Source organism: Streptomyces sp. NPDC032940, from assembly GCF_040636935.1.
Classification (GTDB): Bacteria; Actinomycetota; Actinomycetes; order Streptomycetales; family Streptomycetaceae; genus Streptomyces.
Genome location: NZ_JBEZVJ010000041.1, coordinates 1 through 19525, shown reverse-complemented (window position 1 = coordinate 19525; position 19525 = coordinate 1). Strand labels below are relative to the sequence as shown.

General features: G+C 73.0%; 15 protein-coding genes. 5 read left to right on the top strand and 10 right to left on the bottom strand.

Translation table 11 applies throughout. The annotated features are described in order from the left end of the window. Window positions 1–516: 516 nt before the first annotated feature. A complete protein-coding gene (gene lexA, locus AB0E77_RS31250) occupies window positions 517–1296 on the top strand; it encodes a transcriptional repressor LexA (protein ID WP_361577438.1) in 780 nt (259 codons plus the stop codon). Between the two features lie 100 nt (window positions 1297–1396). Here the strand turns inward: lexA and AB0E77_RS31245 are convergent, their stop codons facing one another. From AB0E77_RS31245 to AB0E77_RS31230, 4 genes are all read right to left on the bottom strand, one after another. Next, window positions 1397–3373, bottom strand: a complete 1977-nt coding sequence (locus tag AB0E77_RS31245; RefSeq protein WP_361577435.1) for an ATP-dependent DNA helicase — start codon at window positions 3371–3373, stop codon at window positions 1397–1399. Window positions 3374–3500: 127 nt separating this feature from the next. Next, entirely contained in the window at window positions 3501–4235 is a 735-nt protein-coding gene (locus tag AB0E77_RS31240) for a GNAT family N-acetyltransferase (RefSeq protein ID WP_361577432.1), read from the bottom strand. An 81-nt stretch (window positions 4236–4316) separates the two neighbouring features. Further along, window positions 4317–6092, bottom strand: coding sequence for an IucA/IucC family protein (locus AB0E77_RS31235; RefSeq protein ID WP_361577495.1), 1776 nt, complete (start codon window positions 6090–6092; stop codon window positions 4317–4319). A gap of 104 nt (window positions 6093–6196) precedes the next feature. Continuing rightward, entirely contained in the window at window positions 6197–7519 is a 1323-nt protein-coding gene (locus AB0E77_RS31230) for an aminotransferase class III-fold pyridoxal phosphate-dependent enzyme (protein WP_361577429.1), read from the bottom strand. A gap of 309 nt (window positions 7520–7828) precedes the next feature. Here AB0E77_RS31230 and AB0E77_RS31225 point away from each other — a divergent pair, with 309 nt between their 5' ends. Both AB0E77_RS31225 and AB0E77_RS31220 read left to right on the top strand, forming a co-directional pair. Next, window positions 7829–9058, top strand: a complete 1230-nt coding sequence (locus AB0E77_RS31225; RefSeq protein WP_361577426.1) for a hypothetical protein — start codon at window positions 7829–7831, stop codon at window positions 9056–9058. A gap of 102 nt (window positions 9059–9160) precedes the next feature. Further along, window positions 9161–10372 carry a hypothetical protein gene (locus AB0E77_RS31220; RefSeq protein WP_361577424.1) on the top strand — a complete coding sequence of 404 codons (1212 nt, stop codon included), beginning with the start codon at window positions 9161–9163 and terminating at the stop codon, window positions 10370–10372. Window positions 10373–10456: 84 nt separating this feature from the next. Here AB0E77_RS31220 and hflX read toward each other — a convergent pair whose 3' ends face one another. The 6 genes from hflX to miaA all read right to left on the bottom strand — a co-directional run bounded on the left by hflX (window position 10457) and on the right by miaA (window position 18669). Next, window positions 10457–11947 (bottom strand): GTPase HflX, encoded by a 1491-nt coding sequence (gene hflX, locus AB0E77_RS31215; protein ID WP_361577421.1) that lies wholly within the window; start codon window positions 11945–11947, stop codon window positions 10457–10459. Between the two features lie 145 nt (window positions 11948–12092). Next, window positions 12093–13619 (bottom strand): M1 family metallopeptidase, encoded by a 1527-nt coding sequence (locus AB0E77_RS31210; RefSeq protein ID WP_361577418.1) that lies wholly within the window; start codon window positions 13617–13619, stop codon window positions 12093–12095. Between the two features lie 115 nt (window positions 13620–13734). After that, window positions 13735–15918, bottom strand: a complete 2184-nt coding sequence (locus AB0E77_RS31205; protein ID WP_361577415.1) for an HD domain-containing protein — start codon at window positions 15916–15918, stop codon at window positions 13735–13737. A 216-nt stretch (window positions 15919–16134) separates the two neighbouring features. Continuing rightward, window positions 16135–17004 carry a diaminopimelate epimerase gene (gene dapF, locus AB0E77_RS31200; RefSeq protein WP_361577412.1) on the bottom strand — a complete coding sequence of 290 codons (870 nt, stop codon included), beginning with the start codon at window positions 17002–17004 and terminating at the stop codon, window positions 16135–16137. Between the two features lie 118 nt (window positions 17005–17122). Then, window positions 17123–17623 carry a hypothetical protein gene (locus AB0E77_RS31195; RefSeq protein WP_361577492.1) on the bottom strand — a complete coding sequence of 167 codons (501 nt, stop codon included), beginning with the start codon at window positions 17621–17623 and terminating at the stop codon, window positions 17123–17125. 107 nt (window positions 17624–17730) lie between these two features. Beyond that, entirely contained in the window at window positions 17731–18669 is a 939-nt protein-coding gene (gene miaA, locus AB0E77_RS31190) for a tRNA (adenosine(37)-N6)-dimethylallyltransferase MiaA (protein ID WP_361577409.1), read from the bottom strand. A gap of 181 nt (window positions 18670–18850) precedes the next feature. Between miaA and AB0E77_RS31185 the strand changes: the two genes are divergently transcribed. Together AB0E77_RS31185 and AB0E77_RS31180 are read left to right on the top strand one after the other, a co-directional pair. Continuing rightward, complete coding sequence (locus AB0E77_RS31185) at window positions 18851–19114, top strand: hypothetical protein (RefSeq protein WP_361577406.1); 264 nt, start codon at window positions 18851–18853, stop codon at window positions 19112–19114. A gap of 24 nt (window positions 19115–19138) precedes the next feature. Further along, the gene (locus AB0E77_RS31180) at window positions 19139–19417 is read left to right on the top strand and encodes an antitoxin (RefSeq protein ID WP_361577403.1); all 279 of its coding nucleotides are present in this window, start codon (window positions 19139–19141) and stop codon (window positions 19415–19417) included. Window positions 19418–19525 lie beyond the last annotated feature (108 nt).

Genomic DNA, 19525 nt, shown 5'->3' with positions numbered 1-19525 from the left:
TTCAGGCCCCTCGAAGCAGCCCCCAGCATAGGCGATCGCGGCGGGCTCGAAGACCCGGGGAGACACAACTTGTGGGCTGCTCTCGCAATCCAACCACTAGATGTGGTGCTTGACTCATACATTCACGCCCCGCACGCGTGTCGCGTCGGTGCGTACAGGGCCGCGAGGGCCTCCAGCGCGCACGGGCGCGTACGGACGCGCCCGTGGGACCCCGGGGCATGCGGAGATACGGTGGGCGCGGCGGGGAGGGGCCGTGGGACTACCGCAGAGATGGGCACCGGCCCCCGTCGAACAGGACGCCTGATGGCAGACTGGAGCGGCAGCCGGCGAGGTCGCCGCCCGGCGGTGAACAGTACAGCAATGAGCCCATTTGTCCGCTGGGCATCGCGACAGCTATACACCCAGTTTCCTTCTCCGGGCGGTCGATTCGCGTTTTTTCACTCGAACGTGTGTTTGGCGCAACCTTTCGAAAGCCACTACCGTTGTGCTGCAGGGAGACCATCGAGAGGGGCCGACGTGACCACCACCGCCGACAGTGCCGCGATCACTGCCCAGGACCGCCCCCAGGGCCGACCTGAGCCGGTGCATGCGATGAGCGACGCCACGCTTGCCGAGGGGCCCAAGCGCTCCTTGCCGGGCCGACCTCCCGGCATCCGGGCGGACAGTTCCGGACTGACCGATCGCCAGCGCAGGGTGATCGAGGTCATCAGGGACTCGGTGCAGCGCCGCGGCTACCCGCCGTCGATGCGGGAGATCGGCCAGGCCGTCGGCCTTTCCAGCACCTCCTCCGTCGCACACCAGCTGATGGCGCTCGAGCGCAAGGGCTTCCTGCGCCGCGACCCGCACCGCCCGCGCGCGTACGAGGTGCGCGGCTCCGACCAGGCCGCCTCCGTGCAGCCCACGGACACTGCAGGCAAGCCCGCCGCGTCGTACGTGCCACTGGTCGGGCGGATCGCGGCCGGTGGCCCGATCCTCGCCGAGGAGTCCGTGGAGGACGTCTTCCCCCTGCCCCGCCAGCTGGTCGGTGACGGCGAGCTGTTCGTGCTGAAGGTCGTCGGCGACTCGATGATCGAGGCCGCCATCTGCGACGGCGACTGGGTCACGGTCCGCCGCCAGCCGGTCGCCGAGAACGGCGACATCGTCGCCGCGATGCTCGACGGCGAGGCCACCGTCAAGCGCTTCAAGCGCGAGGACGGCCACGTCTGGCTCCTCCCGCACAACGCGGCGTACGAGCCCATCCCCGGTGACGACGCGACCATCCTCGGCAAGGTGGTGGCCGTACTGCGCCGCGTCTGAGCGCCACGCTGCGCGGGTCCTGCACGACAGCGACCCGCCGCCCCGACCGGGCCCCGGGACCTCTGCGCCGGTTCCGGGGTCCTGCGCTGTCCGGGCTTCCTCAGCCGCCTTCCGTCTGCCGCGCCGCCGCGTCGATGGCGGCCAGCGACTTGCGCACCTGGTTACGGTCCGTGGTGAACCAGAAGTCGGGCAGCGACGCCTTCAGATAGCTTCCGTATCGGGCCGTGGCCAGCCGCTGGTCCAGTACGGCGACGACACCGCGGTCGCCCGACGCCCGGACGAGACGGCCGGCGCCCTGCGCCATGAGCAGCGCGGCATGGGTGGCGGCGACCGCCATGAAACCGTTGCCGCCGGCCTCCTCGACCGCCTTCTGGCGGGCGCTCATCAGCGGGTCGTCGGGGCGCGGGAACGGGATCTTGTCCATGACGACCAGCTGGCAGCTGGGGCCCGGGACGTCCACGCCTTGCCACAGGGACAGCGTGCCGAACAGACAGGTCCGCGGATCGGCGGCGAAGTTCTTGATCAGCTCGCCTAGGGTCTCCTCGCCCTGGAGGAGGATCGGGTACTCGGGGATACGGGAGCGCAGCTCCTCCGCGGCCAGCTGGGCCGCCCGCATCGAGGAGAACAGGCCCAGCGTGCGGCCGCCGGCCGCCTGGATCAGGTCCGTCAGCTCGTCGAGCATGTCGCCGCGGTCGCCGTCCCGTGCGGGCCGGGCCAGGTGCTTGGCGACGTACAGGATGCCCTGCTTGCGGTAGTCGAAGGGCGAGCCGACGTCGACGCCCTTCCACTGGGGCACGTCCTCGCCCTGGGTGCCCTCGGGGGCGAGGCCGAGGGAGGCGCCCACGCCGTTGAAGTCGCCGCCCAGCTTCAGGGTGGCCGAGGTCAGCACGACCGAGCGGTCGGTGAAGAGCTTCTCGCGCAGCAAGCCCGAGACGGACATGGGAGCGACGCGGAGCGAGGCACCGAAGCGGTCGTGGCGCTCGTACCAGACGACGTCCCACTCGGAGCCGTTGGTGATGCGCTCCGCCACGTCGTGGACGGACTCCACCGAGGCCAGGGCCTGCTTGCGGACGGCGTCCTCGTCCTGCACGGACTTGTCCCGCGTGGTGCCGATCGCGGAGATGACCGTGCGGCAGGCGTCCCGCAGTGCCATCAGGGCGTAGCCGAGGTCCTCCGGGATCTCCTCCAGCCGGCCCGGCAGCGCCAGCTCCATCAGCCGCTCGAAGCCCTCCGCGGCCGTCTGGAGCTGGTCGGCGGCTTTCTCGTTGACGAGCTTCGCGGCCCGCCGCACCGCTCGGTTGACCTGGCCGGGGGTGAGCTCGCCGGTGGCCACGCCGGTGACCCGGGAGACCAGCTCGTGCGCCTCGTCGACGATCAGCACCTCGTGCTGCGGCAGCACCGGCGCGCCCTCGATGGCGTCGATGGCGAGCAGCGCGTGGTTGGTGACGACGACCTCGGAGAGCTTGGCGCGCTCGCGGGCCATCTCGGCGAAGCACTCCGCGCCGTAGGCACACTTCGAGGCGCCCAGGCACTCCCGCGAGGACACCGACACCTGCGCCCAGGCCCGGTCGGAGACGCCGGGCGTGAGGTCGTCGCGGTCGCCCGTCTCCGTCTCGTCCGCCCAGTCCCGCATCCGCAGCAGGTCCTGGCCCAGCTTGCTGGTGGGGGCGGCGGCCTCGAACTGGTCGAACAGGCCCTCTTCCTCGTCCTGTGGGACGCCCTCGTGGAGGCGGTGCAGGCACAGGTAGTTCGACCGGCCCTTCAGCATCGCGAACTCCGGGCGGCGGCGCAGCTGGGGGTGCAGGGCGTCGACCGTGCGCGGCAGGTCCCGCTCCACGAGCTGGCGCTGCAGGGCCAGCGTCGCGGTGGCCACGACGACGCGCTCCCCGTGCGCCAGCGCGGGAACCAGATAGCCGAGCGACTTGCCGGTGCCGGTGCCGGCCTGGACCAGCAGATGGGAGCCGTCGTCGATCGCTTCCGCGACCGCTTCGGCCATGGCCACCTGGCCGGGACGCTCCGTACCGCCGACGGCGGCGACGGCGGCGTGCAGGAGTTCGGGGAGTGAGGGCTTCGTCATAGCGCGACCACCCTACGGCCCGGGACTGACAAACGGGTCACGGCGGCGGTGAGCAGGGACGGAAGGCGGCGCGGGAACGGCGGGGGCACGGTCGGGCTCCTCGGCAGGCGGGACGGGTGGGCAAGGTCTACGCCGGCTCTCCCGCGCCCCGCTCCCGCACCAGGAGGGCTGCTCGCTTGCCGGGCAGGTCGATCTCGGCGACGGCGTGGAATCCGGCACCGAGGAAGGCCGCGACGGACGGCGTGTTGCGCACGTCCGGTTCGGCGAGGACGCGGGTGCAGCGGGCCCGGCGGGTGAGGACCAGGCCGGCCACCGCCCTGATCAGCGTCGTGCCGAGGCCCCGCCCACGGTCCGCGGCGTCGCCGATGAGGAGGTGGAGGCCGGTGTCGTGCGGCCGGACGGGGCAGTGGCGGGCCAGGGGGTCGAGGTCGGCGCGGTAGATCTCCCAGTAGCTCATCGGCGTCCCCTCCAGCAGGCCGAGGCACGGGACGCTGCGCCCGTCGCCGGCGAGCTGGGCCCGCAGGTGGTCCTCGGTGACGCTCTGCGGCCCGGTCAGCTCCCAGAACGCGGCGACGGCGGGGTCGTTCATCCAGCGGCAGATGAGCGCCGCGTCCTGGTCGAGGCGGACGGGCACCAGCTGGAACAGGCCCTCGGGGGTGGCGGTCGGGCCCCAGTCGGCGACGTGGTCGAGCAGGTCGTCGCTGCCCGAGGCGTCAGGCACCGGGGCGGCCGGCCGTTCCCGGAAGAGGGTGACGAACTCCTCGGGCAGTTCCAGGTCCAGGGTGTCTTCCTCGTCCGTGTCCGTGTCCGTGCCGGGTTCCGGGTCGGTGCCTGCGTCTGGGCGCGCGTCGGTGGAAGCCACGGTGTCGCTCCTTGCGGAAGGTCGGGTCGGGCGTGGGCATCGGGTGATCGGTCGGGTGTCGTCGGGTGATCGGTCGGGTGTTCAGGAGTGCAGGGGGTTGGTGATCGTGACGTAGACGGACTGGGTGTCGACCGGGCCGACGAGTTCGTCGAGGCCGTGCAGCCGGGTCAGCAGGTTGGCCTTGCAGCGCAGCACGGGCGAGTCGAGCAGCCGGGCGGGCAGCGCGCTGCGCAGCGGGGCCGGGCCCGAGGCGAGCCGGCCGAGGAAGCGGCGGAGGGCGGCGAGCAGCAGCCGCTCGTCGGCGAGGCCCTGGGAGCCGAGGGCCCCGACGAGGCCGAACACGTTGTTGACGGCGAGGTAGTAGGCGAAGCGCTCGTCGGTGACCTCGTCGCAGACGAACGTGTCGCTGCGGACGCCGATGCCGGGAAGCCTGGCGTCGAGTTCCGCGCGGCGGGACTCTCGGAAGTAGTAGCCCTGGTTGTCGCGGTAGCGGCCGCCGGCGGGCCATCCGTCGGCGTCCAGCAGGATCAGCGTGTTCTGCTGGTGGGCCTCCAGGGCGATACCGGCCTCCCCGTCCAGCCACAGCACGGGACGGACGACGTGCTCCAGGTACCGCAGGAACCACTCGGCGGCGACCGCGCCGCGCGGCCGGCCGGTGCGCGCGGCGATACGCGTGAGGATCCCGCCGAGCCGAGAGTCCGCCACGGGGCCGCTCCCGAGCGCCCCGTCGGCCGGCCGGGGCGGTCCGGGCGCGACTAGTGCGGCCACGCAGGAGACGTCGTCCGCGGGACGGAACGGGTTGTGCCGGATGACGGCGTCGAGCCCCCGCACGGGCGTGCCGTCAGGGGCGTCGACGGCGATCCAGGCCGGGTCGCGGACGATGTCGAAGTCCGGGTGCGCGGCCCGCCACCGCCGGGCGAGACCGGAGCGCAGCAGACGGTGGACCTCGACGCCGCGGTGGAGTTCCTTGCGGAGGTTCTCCCGGCGGGAGTTGGTGATGTGCAGCGCGAGGGACAGCTTGAGCATGGCCGGCGCACCGCTGCGGTGGACGGTCCGCACGGAGGAGGTGGGGTGCCAGCGGTCGCCGTGCGGGCCGAGGTCGTGCAGCAGGCCCGCGTCCAGCAGGGCCCGCGTCCCGGGCCGGTGCCGGACCTCGCGGAACTGCCAGGGGTGCAGGGGCAGGGCCGCGTAGCCCTCGGGGAGGGCCAGGCCGGTTCCGGCGAGGCGTGCGGTGAGCCGGGCGGCGGGGACGGGGCGTCCGCGCTCGGTCCAGGCCGAGTCGGTGGCGAGCACGGAGGGTGCGACGGCCAGCCAGTGCAACGGGAAGGAGCCGCGCAGTTCGGGTGAGTACGGCGGGGTCTCGGCGTCGGTCAGCCCCTGACGGCTCTTCGGGGTGGGGTGGAGGGGGTGCCCGAGGAGGAGGGCCTGTTCGGCGGCGAGGAAGAGGTCCGGGCCGTCGCCGCGGCGTTCCCTGCGGTCCCGGAGGAAGAGGGCGGTTCGGCGCACGGAGTCGGCCACCCGGGCGACGAGGTCGGTGCCGTGGGTGCTCGCCTTCCCGGCCGTCTCTCTCGCGAGGAGCGCGGCGACGGTCACCGCGTCCGCCGGCGGTGCGCCGACGGGGGCGCCGGCCAGGCGCGCGGGGCCGAAGCGGTGCAGTCCGGTCGGGGACCAGTAGCGGACGGGGACGACGAGGGCGGTGCCGCTGGCCGGCAGCGGCACGCGCAGAAGGCCGTCGTCCGGCTCCGGCAGTCCGGCCTCGCGGGTCCAGCAGCGCAGCAGGTTCTCCACGGCGGCGGCCTGGGCGGTGGGGTGCGGGTCGGGCGCGTCCGGGTCCATGTGGACCAGGGGCCCGGGGATGCAGGGGGTGGTGGCTGCGGGTGTGGGGGTGGTGTGCAACGCGAGTCCTCGATGACGTGCTGGGACGACGTGCCGTGTCGCGCGGCGTCGGGGGCGTGCGGGGCTCAGCGCGGAGCACCCGCGGTGGGGGACGGGGCATGACGGATGCGGGGCGGCGGGGCCGCCGTCACCGCTCGGACCGCGTCGGCCAGCCGGTCCAGCACCGCCGTCGCCTGTTCATCCGTGATGGTCAGCGGCGGCAGCAGCCGTACGACGCTCGCGGACGGGTCGGCGCGGTCCACGATGAGGCCGCGGCGCAGGCACTCCCGCTGAACGGCGGCGGCGGTCTCGGGGGAAGGGGCGCCGTGCCCGGCGTCCGCCGCCACCAGCTCGACCCCGATCATCAGCCCCCGTCCGCGCACCGCGCCGACGCGGGGATACTCCCCGGCCAGGCTCCGCAGCCGGGTCAGCATGCGCGCGCCCAGGGCGGCGGCGTGCTCGGCGAGCCGGTGGGCGCGGACGTGGGCGAGGGTCGCCGCGCCCGCGGCCAGGGCGAGTTGGTTGCCGCGGAAGGCGCCCTCACCGGAGTCCCGTACACACAGGTCGTCGTGGTGGACGACGGCGGCCAGCGGCAGGCTGCCGCCGATCGCCTTGGAGAGGACGAGGACGTCGGGGGTGATCCCGCTGTGCTCCACGGCCCAGAAGGCCCCCGTCCGTCCGACTCCCGTCTCGGACTCGTCGGCGATCAGCGGTACGGCCCGCTCGGCCGTGGTCCGCCGCATGTGCCGCATCCAGGCGTCGGGGGCGGGCACCACCCGGTCTTCGCCGAGCACCGGCCGGAGCATCACCCCGGCGGGCGGCGCCTGTTCCGCCCAGGGGTCGTCGAGCACGGACTCGGCGCGGTGCGCGCCCGGTTCGGCGCCGTCGGGTCGGCGGTCCTCCCGCGGGCACGGCGGACGCACCAGCCGTGTGCCGCCGCCGGCACCGTCCGGTGCCGTCAACTCGTCGGTCGTGGTGCCGTGGTGGGCGTCGGTGAAGGTGAGCACCCGGTCGCGTCCGGTGGCGGCGCGGACGAGTCCGACGGCGGCGGCGACCGCGTCCGTGCCGGCCGGTCCGCAGAACCGCACGCGCGCGTGGTCGGCCAGGCCGGGCGGCAGGGTCTGCAGCAACTCGGTGACGAAGGCGTCCTCCACGGGCGTGGTGAGGTTCATGACCTGCAAGGGGGCGCCCGAGTCGAGCACCTTGCGGATCGCCTCCAGCACCACCGGGTGGTTGTGCCCCAGGGCGAGCGTCCCGGTGCCCGAGACACAGTCCAGGTAACGCCGGCCGTCCGCGCCCTCGATGGTGAGACCGCGGGCCCGGACCGGCACGACCGGCAGGGCGCGCGCATAGGTACGGGCCGCGGACTCGCGCGCCCCCTGCCGCTTCGCGTACGCGGTTTCCGCCACGGCTCCCTGTCCTCCCGCTGTCCAGAGGCGAGTCGCGTCACGTGTCGCCCAAGTCGCCGCCCTCGGCACGGGGACCGCGTCGGACAGCAGGCCCCACCCCTACCAACCCCCGGCCGACGGCCGGGTTACGGGTTGCCTCAAGATCCTTGCCGTGACGTAACCGTTGCCGTTCCGTCGGAACTCCCCCACAGCGACCGCATAGTGTGTGGTGCCGTTCCAGGACGCCGTGCGGACCTCGCGGACCCGACCCGGGTCAGGCGAGAAGCTCGGCCGCGGCACCACTCGTTCACAGCAGGGGGAGTCAACACCATGCGATCCATACGGCCGTCGTTCACCATGCGCGGGCACAGGGGCGGGCGGCGCAGAACCTCCTCCCTGCCGGCCGCCGTGGCACTCGTCTCCGCGCTCGTGCTCACCGCCACCGCCTGCGAGGGAGGCGACGCCGAGGCGGGCGGTGACGCGTCGGCCTCCGCGACCACGGCGGACGGCGGCAACGGCGAGATCAAGATCCCGGACCACATCAAGGACAAGCTCAAGGAACACGGGATCGACATCGACGAGTGGAAGAAGGGCGCCTGGAAGAACTGGGACAAGGACGACTGGCTGCGCGAGGCGCAGGACTACGTCAACCCGGTCATCGAGGGCCTGTGGGACCCGGACCGCATGCGGGACGCCGAGGAGCCCGGCAAGGAGGTCGACGACAGCGACCTCTCCGGTGACCAGGGCGTCACCGACCCGGAGCCGGCGCCTGTCCAGGCCGAGGCCGTGCCGCCCGCGTACCACGAGAACGCCGCGACGGCGGGCAAGGTGTTCTTCGACTCCCCCGAGGGCACCATGGTCTGCTCGGCGACGGTCGTGCAGGACCCGGCGCACCCCGGCAAGTCCAACATGGTGTGGACGGCCGGCCACTGCGTGCACGCGGGCAAGAAGGGCGGCTGGTACCGCAACATCGCCTTCGTGCCGTCGTACAACGACTCCGGCAGGTCGACCGCCCAGCTGGAGGACGCGACGAAGGAGGAGGTCGCTCCCTACGGCGTGTGGTGGGGTGACTGGGCGCAGACCTCGGACCAGTGGATCGAGCAGGGCGGTGCCACGGGCGGCGACGGCGCACCGTACGACTTCGCGGTCATCCATGTGACGCCGGAGAAGGGGAGCGACGCCAAGTCGCTCGAGGAGACGGTCGGTTCGGCGCTGCCTGTGGACTTCAAGGCGCCCGCCGTGCCGCAGGTGGAGAGCATCACCGCGACCGGCTACCCGGCCGCGCCGCCGTACGACGGACAGAAGCTCTTCCAGTGCGCCGACAAGCCGGGCCGGCTGTCGCTGAACGCCACCGACCCGACGATGTACCGCATCGGCTGCTCCATGACCGGCGGTTCCTCGGGCGGCGGCTGGGTCGCCGCGGGCCCCGACGGCAAGCCGGCGCTGGTGTCCAACACCTCGATCGGCCCGGTGACGGCCGGCTGGCTGGCCGGTCCGCGGCTGGGCGAGGAGGCCAAGGGCGTGTACGACGCGGTCAGCGGCAAGTTCTCCGGTCAGTGACCGGGCGCTGAGCACACAGCGCGGTGGGGTGCGCCCGGCGCACGCCGGCACCCCACCGCGCGTTTCCATGAGGTTCGTCGATCCGACGGGGGTCTTCTCACCATGCGTTCCACACTTGTGTCCGTCGCGCCACGGCGTGGGCGGCGGCGCACCGCACTCGCCGCCGGGCTGGTCGCCGCCCTGGCGCTCACCGCGACCGCCTGCGGCGGTGCCGGCGACGACGAGGCCGACGCCAGGCCGAGCGGCAGCACGTCCCAGGCGGCCGGCGCCGGCGACGACGGCACGCTCGAGGTTCCGGCCGGCCTCGCGGACCGGCTCAAGGAGCACGGCATCGACGTCGACGACTGGAAGGACGGCGGCTGGAAGGACTGGGACAGGGACAAGTGGCTCAGTGAGGCCCAGGATTTCGTCAACCCGGTGATAGAGGGCCTGTGGAAGCCGGACCGGATGAAGTCCGCGAAGGCAGCTGACAAGACGCTCACCACGAAGGACGCCGCGGCCGACCAGGGTGTCAGCGATCCGGAGCCGGCGCCCGTCCGGGCCGAGGCGGAGGAGCGGCCGTACCACGAGCACGCCGCCCCGGTCGGCAAGGTCTTCTTCGACTCGCCCGAGGGCCCGATGGTCTGCTCCGGCACGGTCGTCACCGACGTGAACCACCCGGGGAAGTCGAACCTCGTGTGGACCGCCGGTCACTGCGTGCACGCGGGCGGCAGCGGCGGCTGGTACCGCAACATCGCCTTCGTGCCGGCGTACAACGACCTCGGCAAGTCGGAGGCCGAGTTGTCCGGCGCCACCTCCGTCGAGATGGCGCCGTACGGCACGTGGTGGGCCGACTGGGCGTCGACGTCGAACCAGTGGATCCAGGGCGGTTCGGAGTCCGGCGGTGACGGGGCGGCGTACGACTACTCGGTGCTGCACGTGAAGCCGGAGCAGGGCAGCAAGTCGCTGGAGGAGACGGTGGGTGCCGCGCTGGACGTGGACTTCTCCGCCCCGTCCGCGGCCGAGGCCGGCAGCATGGGCGCCTGGGGCTACCCGGCCGCGCCGCCGTACAACGGCCTGAAGATGTTCAAGTGCGTCGACCGGCCCGGCCGGCTGTCGCTGAGCCCGTCGCTGCCGACGATGTACCGCATCGGCTGCTCCATGACCGGCGGTTCGTCCGGCGGCGGCTGGTTCCGGGTGGTGGACGGCGAGACGAAGCTGGTCTCGAACACGTCGATCGGCCCGCTGGAGAACACCTGGCTGGCGGGCCCGCAGCTCGGCCCGGAGGCCGAGGCGATGTACCAGAACATGAGCAGGACCTACGGCGGTCAGTGATCCCCACGGGCGATCACCGATCCGCACGGGCCGAGGGCCCGCCCCCTGCGTCGGCAGGGGGCGGGCCCTCGGTCGTCACCGTCTTCAGGCGAGCGGCGCCGGAGCGTACGGGGTGAGCTCCGCCGCCAGCTCCTCGTGCACCCGGACCTTGATCAGGGTGCCCTCCGGGGTGTGCTCCTCGGAGATCACCTCGCCCTCGTCGTGGGCGCGGGCGACCAGCTTGCCGCGGGTGTACGGCACGAGCGCCTCGATCTCGACCGACGGGCGCGGCAGCTCGCTGTCGATCAGTGCGAGCAGCTGGTCGATGTTCCGCCCGGTGCGGGCCGAGACGGCGATGGACCGCTTCTCGACGCGCATCAGCCGCTGGAGGGTGAGCGGGTCGGCCAGGTCGGCCTTGTTGATCACGACGATCTCCGGCACGTCGGTGGCGCCGACGTCCCTGATCACCTCGCGCACGGCGGCCAGCTGCTCCTCCGGGGCCGGGTGCGAACCGTCCACCACGTGCAGGATCAGATCGGCGTCGCCGACCTCCTCCATCGTGGAGCGGAACGCCTCGACCAGGTGGTGCGGCAGATGCCGGACGAAGCCGACGGTGTCCGCCAGCGTGTACAGCCGCCCGCTCGGGGTCTCCGCGCGGCGCACGGTCGGGTCGAGGGTGGCGAACAGCGCGTTCTCCACCAGCACGCCCGCGCCGGTGAGGCGGTTGAGCAGGGAGGACTTGCCGGCGTTGGTGTAGCCCGCGATGGCCACGGACGGCACCTTGTTGCGCCGGCGCTCCTGGCGCTTGATCTCGCGGCCGGTCTTCATCTCCGCGATCTCCCGGCGCATCTTCGCCATCTTCTCGCGGATGCGGCGCCGGTCCGTCTCGATCTTGGTCTCACCGGGACCACGGGTGGCGAGGCCGCCGCCCTTGCCGCCGCCCATCTGCCGGGACAGCGACTGACCCCAGCCGCGCAGCCGCGGCAGCATGTACTGCATCTGCGCGAGCGCGACCTGCGCCTTGCCCTCTCGGGACTTGGCGTGCTGAGCGAAGATGTCCAGGATGAGGGCGGTGCGGTCGATGACCTTGACCTTGACGACGTCCTCGAGGTGGATCAGCTGGCCGGGGCTCAGCTCACCGTCGCAGATGACGGTGTCGGCGCCCGTCTCGATGACGACGTCCCGCAGCTCCTGGGCCTTGCCGGAGCCGATGTAGGTGGCCGCGTCGGGCTTGTCGCGGCGCTGGATCACGCCGTCGAGCACGAGTGCGCCCGCGGTCTCCGCGAGGGCGGCGAGCTCCGCGAGGGAGTTCTCGGCGTCCTGCACGGTGCCCGTGGTCCAGACGCCGACGAGGACGACCCGCTCCAGGCGGAGCTGGCGGTACTCGACCTCGGTGACGTCCTCGAGCTCGGTGGACAGGCCCGCCACCCGGCGCAGAGCCGCGCGGTCGGAGCGGTCGAACTGCTCGCCGTCCCATTCCGAGTCGATCTCGTGGCTCCAGGCGACGTCCTCTTCCATCAGGGCATCGGCCCGAAGGCCCTCGGGGTAGGTCTGCGCGAGACGCTTGGTGTCCTGGGGGGAAGAAGAGGAGGTCATTGGATCCTTACGTAGCTGGGAACGTGTCGCGCGGCCGTGCTGCCGCGGCACTGTGTACAACGCGCGAGCCGCCGGGGAGATTCCCGCGGCCCGTACCGCGCCGTCCCGAAGATGGTCGCACGGCACGGGCCGTCTCGTCACCGGCTTATTCGCCGCGGGCCTTGTCGGTGGGGGCCGGGGGTGCCTTGTCGGCCGTCGCCGGCTTCCAGTCGGGGTGGCCGGGCATCGGCGGGGTCTTCTCGCCGTACAGCCAGCCCTGGAGGAAGCCGCTCAGGTCACGGCCCGCGACCTCGGAGGCGAGGCGCACGAAGTCCGCGGTCGTCGCCGTGCTGTCCCGGTGCCGGGCGACCCACTCGCGTTCGAGGCGCTCGAAGGCCGGGGTGCCGATCTCCTGGCGCAGGGCGTAGAGCACGAGGGCGGCGCCGTCGTACACGTTGGCGCGGAAGATGCCGGTCTTGGCGCCCTTCTCGGGCGGCTTCGGTGCGGCCGGGGGTCCACCGGCCGCGCGCCAGCGGTCGGACGCGCCGTACGCGGCCTTCATCCTCGCCTCCAGGGGCCGGTCCGCCTTCTCCTCGGCGTACAACGCCTCGTACCAGGTGGCGTGGCCTTCGTTGAGCCAGAGGTCGGACCAGGAGTGCGGGCTGACGCTGTCGCCGAACCACTGGTGGGACAGCTCGTGCACCATGATCGACTCGACGTACCAGCGGGGGTAGGCGGAGTCGCCGAACAGCTCCCGTTCGAAGAGGGACAGTGTCTGCGTCTCGAGTTCGAAACCGGTGGTGGCGTCGGCCATGAGCACGCCGTAGGTCTCGAAGGGATAGCGCCCGGCCTTGCTCTCCATCCAGGCGATCTGGCCGGGGGTCTTCTTCAGCCACGGTTCCAGTGCGGCGCGGTGCTGCGTCGGCACGACGTCGCGGACGGGGAGCCCGTGGGGGCCGGTGCGGTGCAGCACGGTGGAGCGGCCGATGGAGACCTGGGCCAGTTCGGTCGCCATGGGGTGGGCGGTCCGGTACGTCCACGTCGTCGCCCCGCCGGCCCGGTCGACGGCGGCGGGCAGTCCGTTCGCGACCGCGGTGAGCCCGTCGGGGGCGGTGACCCGGATGGTGAAGCGCGCCTTGTCGGAGGGGTGGTCGTTGCAGGGGAACACCAGGTGGGCGACGTCGGCCTGGTTGGCCATGGCGAGCCCGTCGGCGGTGCGCACCCAGCCGCCCTGGCGCTCCTCCGGGTAGACGGGATCGCTGCTGTGCCGCACGGTGATCCGCGTCCGCTCGCCCTCGCCGAGCGGCTTCTCGGGCGTGACGACGAGGTCCTCCCCCGCGGTGACGAAGGGGGCGGGCTCGCCGTCGACCTCGACCGAGTCGACCTTTCCGTGGGCGAAGTCGAGGTTGATCCGGTCGAGACCGGCCGTCGTCCGGGCGTCGATGGTGGTGACGGCCTTCAGCGGCTTGCCGTTGTTCCCGGAGTAGGTGAAGGACAGGTCGTACGCGGCCACGTCGTAGCCGGGGTTGCCCAGGTGCGGGAAGAGCCGGTCGCCGACGCCCAGGGGGGCCGGCGGGGCGCTCGCGGAGACCAGGCAGACGGAGACGGCCGAGGCGAGCAGCGCCGTGGCCCTGAGCCGGCGGCGGGAGCGCGTGCGAGGGCGGGAGGCCGGGGGGTGAGGGGTGTGCAGCATCCCTCACGGCTATCAGCGCGCACGGGCGCCGCGGCGACGGCGCGCGCCCGGAGCACCCGAATGGACAGAACCCCGCACCGGCACCGTACGGGTGCGCTGCCGGCGCTGCCCGGGCTCAGGCGCCGGTCGGCTGCGGCTGCGCCCTGCTCACGTCGTAGACACCGGCCACGTCACGCATGGCGCGCATCAGGGCGGGCAGCCTGGCGGCGTCGGGGAGCAGCACGGTGTAGGAGTGCCGGACCCGCTGCCGGTCGGGGGGCTCGACGGTGGCGGAGATGATCTCGGCCCCTTCGAGGGCCATGGCCTCGGTGAGGTCGGCGAGCAGATGCGGGCGGCCGAACGATTCGGCGAGCAGGGTGACCCGGCACTCGCTGGTCTCGCCCCAGCGCACGCCGACCTCCGGGCGCCCCCCGCTCTTCATGCGCGCCACCACGGCGCACTCGGCGCGGTGCACGGTGACCACTCCCCCGCGCACGGCGAAGCCGGTGATCTCGTCGGGCGGTACGGGTGTGCAGCAGCGGGCCAGCCGTACGGTCGCGCCGGGCCGGTCCACGAGCACGTCGGCGGGCTCGGGACGGGCGGCCGGTCCGCCGGACGCCGGACGCGGGGCGGGCGCGTCCGGCTCCCGGGCGGGCGCGGCGGGCCGCTCGCGGGGCACGTCCTCGGCGTCCGCCGGCGCCGGCGCCGGGCGGGCCGCGAGCCGGCGCTGGATGGCGATCCGGGCCGCGGGGGTGTGGGCGTGCTCCAGCCACTCCCGGGAGGGCTCGGAGGCGGGGTCCTGCCCCATCAGGAGCTGCACGGTGTCGCCGTCCCGGAGCACCGTGCTCATCGTCGCCAGGCGGCCGTTGACATAGGCGCCCATGGCGGCGTGCGCGTCCTCGCCGTACTGGGCGTAGGCGGCGTCCACGCAGGTCGCGCCGTCGGGCAGTCCGAGGGTGCCGCCGTCGGGGCGGAAGACGGTGATCTCGCGGTCCTGCGCCAGGTCCTCGCGCAGGGTGGACCAGAAGGTGTCGGGGTCGGGTGCGCCCCGCTGCCAGTCGAGCAGCCGGGAGAGCCAGCCGGGCCGGGTGGGGTCGGCGCGCTCGCCGTCGCCCGCGCCCTGTTCCTCGGCCGGTGTGGCGTACGGGTTGCCGAGTGCGACGACGCCGGCCTCGGCGACCTTGTGCATCTGATGGGTGCGGATCAGGACCTCGATCACCTGTCCGTCCTGAGCGCGGGCGACGGCCGTGTGCAGCGACTGGTACAGGTTGAACTTGGGTACGGCGATGAAGTCCTTGAACTCCGAGACGACGGGCGTCATACAGGTGTGCAGTTCGCCGAGGACGGCGTAACAGTCGGCGTCCTCCTGGACGAGGACCAGCAGGCGGCCGAAGTCGGCGCCGGAGAGCGGGCCGCGTTTACGGGAGACGCGGTGCACGGAGACGAAGTGCCGGGGGCGGATGAGGACCTCGGCGGTGATGCCGGCGTCGCGCAGCACCTTGCGCACCTCGTCGGCGACGGTGGCGAGCGGGTCGTCCGCGCGGGCCGCGTTCTCGGCGATCAGCTCGCGGGTGTGGGCGTGCTCCTCGGGGTGCAGCACCGCGAAGACGAGGTCCTCGAGCTCGGACTTGAGCGCCTGGACGCCGAGCCGCTCGGCGAGCGGGATGAGGACGTCCCGGGTGACCTTGGCGATGCGCTCCTGTTTCTCCTGGCGCATGACGCCGAGGGTGCGCATGTTGTGCAGGCGGTCCGCGAGTTTGATCGACATCACGCGGACGTCGTTGCCGGTGGCGACGAGCATCTTGCGGAAGGTCTCGGGCTCGGCGGCGGCGCCGTAGTCGACCTTCTCCAGCTTGGTGACGCCGTCGACGAGATAGCGGACCTCGGCGCCGAACTGGTCGCCGACCTGATCCAGCGTCACGTCCGTGTCCTCGACGGTGTCGTGGAGGAGGGACGCGGTCAGGGTCGTGGTCTCCGCGCCGAGCTCGGCGAGGATCAGGGTGACGGCGAGCGGGTGGGTGATGTACGGCTCGCCGCTCTTGCGCATCTGACCGCGGTGCGAGGACTCGGCCAGCAGATAGGCGCGGCGCAGGGGGTCGAGGTCGGCGTCGGGATGGTGGGCGCGGTGGGCCTCCACGACGTGGCTGATGGCGTCGGGCAGCCGGTCGCGCGCGGCCGGCCCGAGGAGCGCGGCACGGCCCAGCCGGCGCAGGTCGATCCGGGGCCGGGCCTTCCTGCGGGGCGCCGCCGGGGTGGCGGCACCGGTGGCCGGCGGCGTCACCGGGCCTGAGCTCGCGGGATTCACGGCCTCCGCATTCATGGGCACCTCCGGCTGCACGGACCGGCGGACGGGGTGCCCCAGGGCGGACACGGCTCAGGGGATGGCATCGATCCCCCGTCCGGGCCGGTGCTTGATGCTATCGAGCCCATCACGTGCCGCTGACCGCCTCTCGCCGAGCGTGAAACGGATCACCCATTCGAGCGAAGGCCCGAGAGTTTACGTTTTCGCACTGAGTGTCATGGACCGGGCTGTGGTTCAGTTCAGGACCCCCTCCAGCCATGAGGCGTCGATCTCGCCCGCGGCCACGATGACCGCGGGACCGGTCATCTCGATCTCGCCGTCGGGCCTCTCGGTGATCACCAGGGTGCCGCCGGGGACGTCGACGGTGTACGTCACCGGGGTGCCGGTGACCGCCGGGTCGGCGCCGTCCCTGCGGGCGGTGGCGACGGCGACGGCGCACGCGCCGGTGCCGCACGAGCGCGTCTCCCCGGAGCCGCGCTCGTGCACACGCATCGCCACGTGGCGGGTACCCCGGTCGGCCACGAACTCCACGTTCACCCCGTCCGGATAGGCCTCGGCCGGCCGGAACGGCGGCGGGTCGTACAGGTTGCCCGCGTGGTCCAGGTCGGTGACGAAGGCCACGGCGTGCGGATTGCCCATGTTCACGTTCCGCGCGGGCCAGCTGCGCTCGCCGACGCTCACCTCGACGTCGCCCTCGGGAAGCAGTGCCCGGCCCATACCGACGGTGACGTCGCCGTTCTTGGCGAGGTGGACCCGCTTCACACCCCCTCGGGTGGCGACGGCGAGGTCGCCCGCGGTGACGTGGCCGGCGTGCTGGAGGTAGCGCGCGAAGACCCGCACGCCGTTGCCGCACATCTCGGCGACCGAGCCGTCGCCGTTGCGGTAGTCCATGAACCACTCCGCCTCGGCCGCCATGTCCTTGGCCTCGGGGTGCGCCGCGGACCGCACCACGTGCAGCAGTCCGTCGCCGCCGATGCCCGCGCGGCGGTCGCACAGGGCGGCGACGGCGGCGGGCGGCAGGTCGAGGGCGTTCTCCGGGTCCGGGACGATCACGAAGTCGTTCTCGGTGCCGTGACCCTTGAGGAAGGCGATCCGCGTGCTCATTCCTCGATCGTACGGCGTGGCGGTGCCCCGACGACGAGCGCTTCCGGTCCCTGGGACAGGGCGTCCGCCCGCACCGGTGCGCAGGGCCTCGGCAGGCCGGTCGTGCTGGGCGGTGGTGTCAGCCGCGCAGGCGGGCCACCCGCCACACGGCCAGGACGACGACGGCGGCGACGGCGACGGCGTAGGCGACGATCACCCGCCAGTCGGCACGGCGTGCCGAACCGCGCTGCGGCAGGCCCGGCCAGGTGTAGCCGACCCGGCGGGCGGCCATCATGCCCCAGCCGGCCGCGCAGGAGCAGATCAGCAGCCCCAGCATCGCGATCACGGCCCCGCTGTCGCCGAAGTCGAAGGCGAGCGGGAAGGCGAACATCAGGGAGCCGAGCGAGGCAAGGCACACGATGGGGGCGAGCTGCCAGATCCGCAGGCGCCGCTGCGGACGCAGCTCCACCTCGACCTCGTCCCCGTACATCTCGTCGGGCGCGGGGCCGTCGTCCGCCACGCCGTCCGGCGCGTCGTCGGGACCGTCCGGGCTCAGACGGGCTCCGTCGGGCTCCGTCTCGCCGGGGCCGGCGGTGCCGTGCTCGGTGCTCGGTGCGGTGTCGCGAGGGCCGGCCTCCATCGCCACGCGCCCTCCCAACTTGGACTCACTCGGTCGATCGAAGCTCGATGATGGCACGGCGCCGGAGGCCGCGATGACGGCCGGGGCGTCCCGATGCCATCACGTGATCAGGCTGTAACCGGTCGTTCGACCAACGACAGCGCCAGCCGCGGAAGTTCCGTGCGATCCGCCACAGTCCCGCTCAGCCAGTGCACCCGCGGATCGCGCCTGAACCACGAATCCTGACGGCGCGCGAAGCGCTTGGTGGCACGGACGGTCTCGCTCCGTGCCTCGTCCAGCGTGCACTCACCGGCGAGCGCCGCGAGCACCTGCTGATAGCCCAGCGCGCGCGAGGCCGTACGCCCCTCGCGCAGTCCCCGCGCCTCCAGCGCGCGCACCTCGTCCACCAGACCGGCCTCCCACATCCGGTCGACGCGGCGCGCGATGCGCTCGTCCAGTTCGGGACGGGCCACGTCGACGCCGATCTGCACGGTGTCGTAGACCGAGTCGTGTCCGGGGAGGTTGGCGGTGAACGGCCTGCCGGTGATCTCGATCACCTCCAGGGCCCGCACGATCCGGCGTCCGTTGCTCGGCAGGATCGCGCGCGCGGCCCCGGGGTCGGCGGCGGCCAGTCGCGCGTGCAGTGCCCCCGAGCCGCGCAGCGCGAGCTCCTCCTCCAGCCGGGTCCTGACCTCGGGGTCGGTGCCGGGGAACTCCAGGTTGTCGACGGCGCCGCGGACGTAGAGCCCAGAGCCGCCGACGAGGACCGGCCAGCGTCCCGCGGCGAGCAGCGCGTCGATCCGCTCCCGGGCGAGGCGCTGGTACTCGGCGACCGACGCCGTGACGGTCACGTCCCAGATGTCGAGCAGGTGGTGCGGGACGCCGCCGCGCTCCTCGGGCGTCAGCTTGGCGGTACCGACGTCCATCCCTCGGTACAGCTGCATGGAGTCGGCGTTGACGACCTCGCCGCCGAGCCGCTGGGCCAGGAATACGCCCAGATCGGACTTTCCGGCCGCGGTGGGACCGACGACGGCGATGACGCGGGGTGCGGGGGGTGCGCTGCTCACCGCCCCAGTCTCCCAAACCTCGCACCCTGCTCTCGAACGAGTTACGTGACGGTGCGGGACGGGGGCTCGTTGCCCGTTGCGGGGTCCTCGCCCCTGACGCCCGGGGCCGCGACCGCGCTGCGCGAACGGACGCACCGGAGGCCGCGGGATGTCGCCCGCACGAGTAACGTATGGAGTTGATATGGGCGTTTTTGCACGGCTTTTCCGGAGGTCGACGACCGCCGAGGAAGCGTCGGCCGCCGAGTCGCGGGCCGGGACACCGGTCCCCGAGAACGCGGCGGACGAGAGCGCGGCCGGGACGGACGGACCGGCCGGCGCCGAGGAGACGGCTCCTGCGGTGGCGGGCACCAGGGAGGCCGCCGACTCCGAGAGCGTCGGCATCCCCAGGCAGCAGTCCACGGGGGAGGCCGTCGACAACGAGGCCGACAAGGGCGCCCGCACCTGACCGCCCCGTGAGGGAAGGCGAACCATGGGTCTGCTGGACAACTTGAAGGCCAAGCTGGAACCGGCGAAGGGCAAGGTCTCCGACCTCGCGCAGCAGCACGGCGACAAGATCGACCGCGGCCTCGACAAGGTGGCGAAGACCGTCGACGAGAAGACCAAGGGCAAGTACAGCGACCGGATCCAGACGGGTACGGGCAAGGCCAAGGGCGCCATGGACCGCCTCGCGCACAAGGAGCACGAGGGAGGCGCTCAGGGCACCCCGCCCGGGGACACGCCTCCGGCGGGACCGCCGCCCGCGTCCTGATCCACCCGCGCACCACCGGCACGCCGACCGGCACCTCGGCGGACGGCCGCGCACTCGGCGACGAGGAGGCCGAGGCCGGCACCTGCGACTCACGGCGCGGAAAGGGCC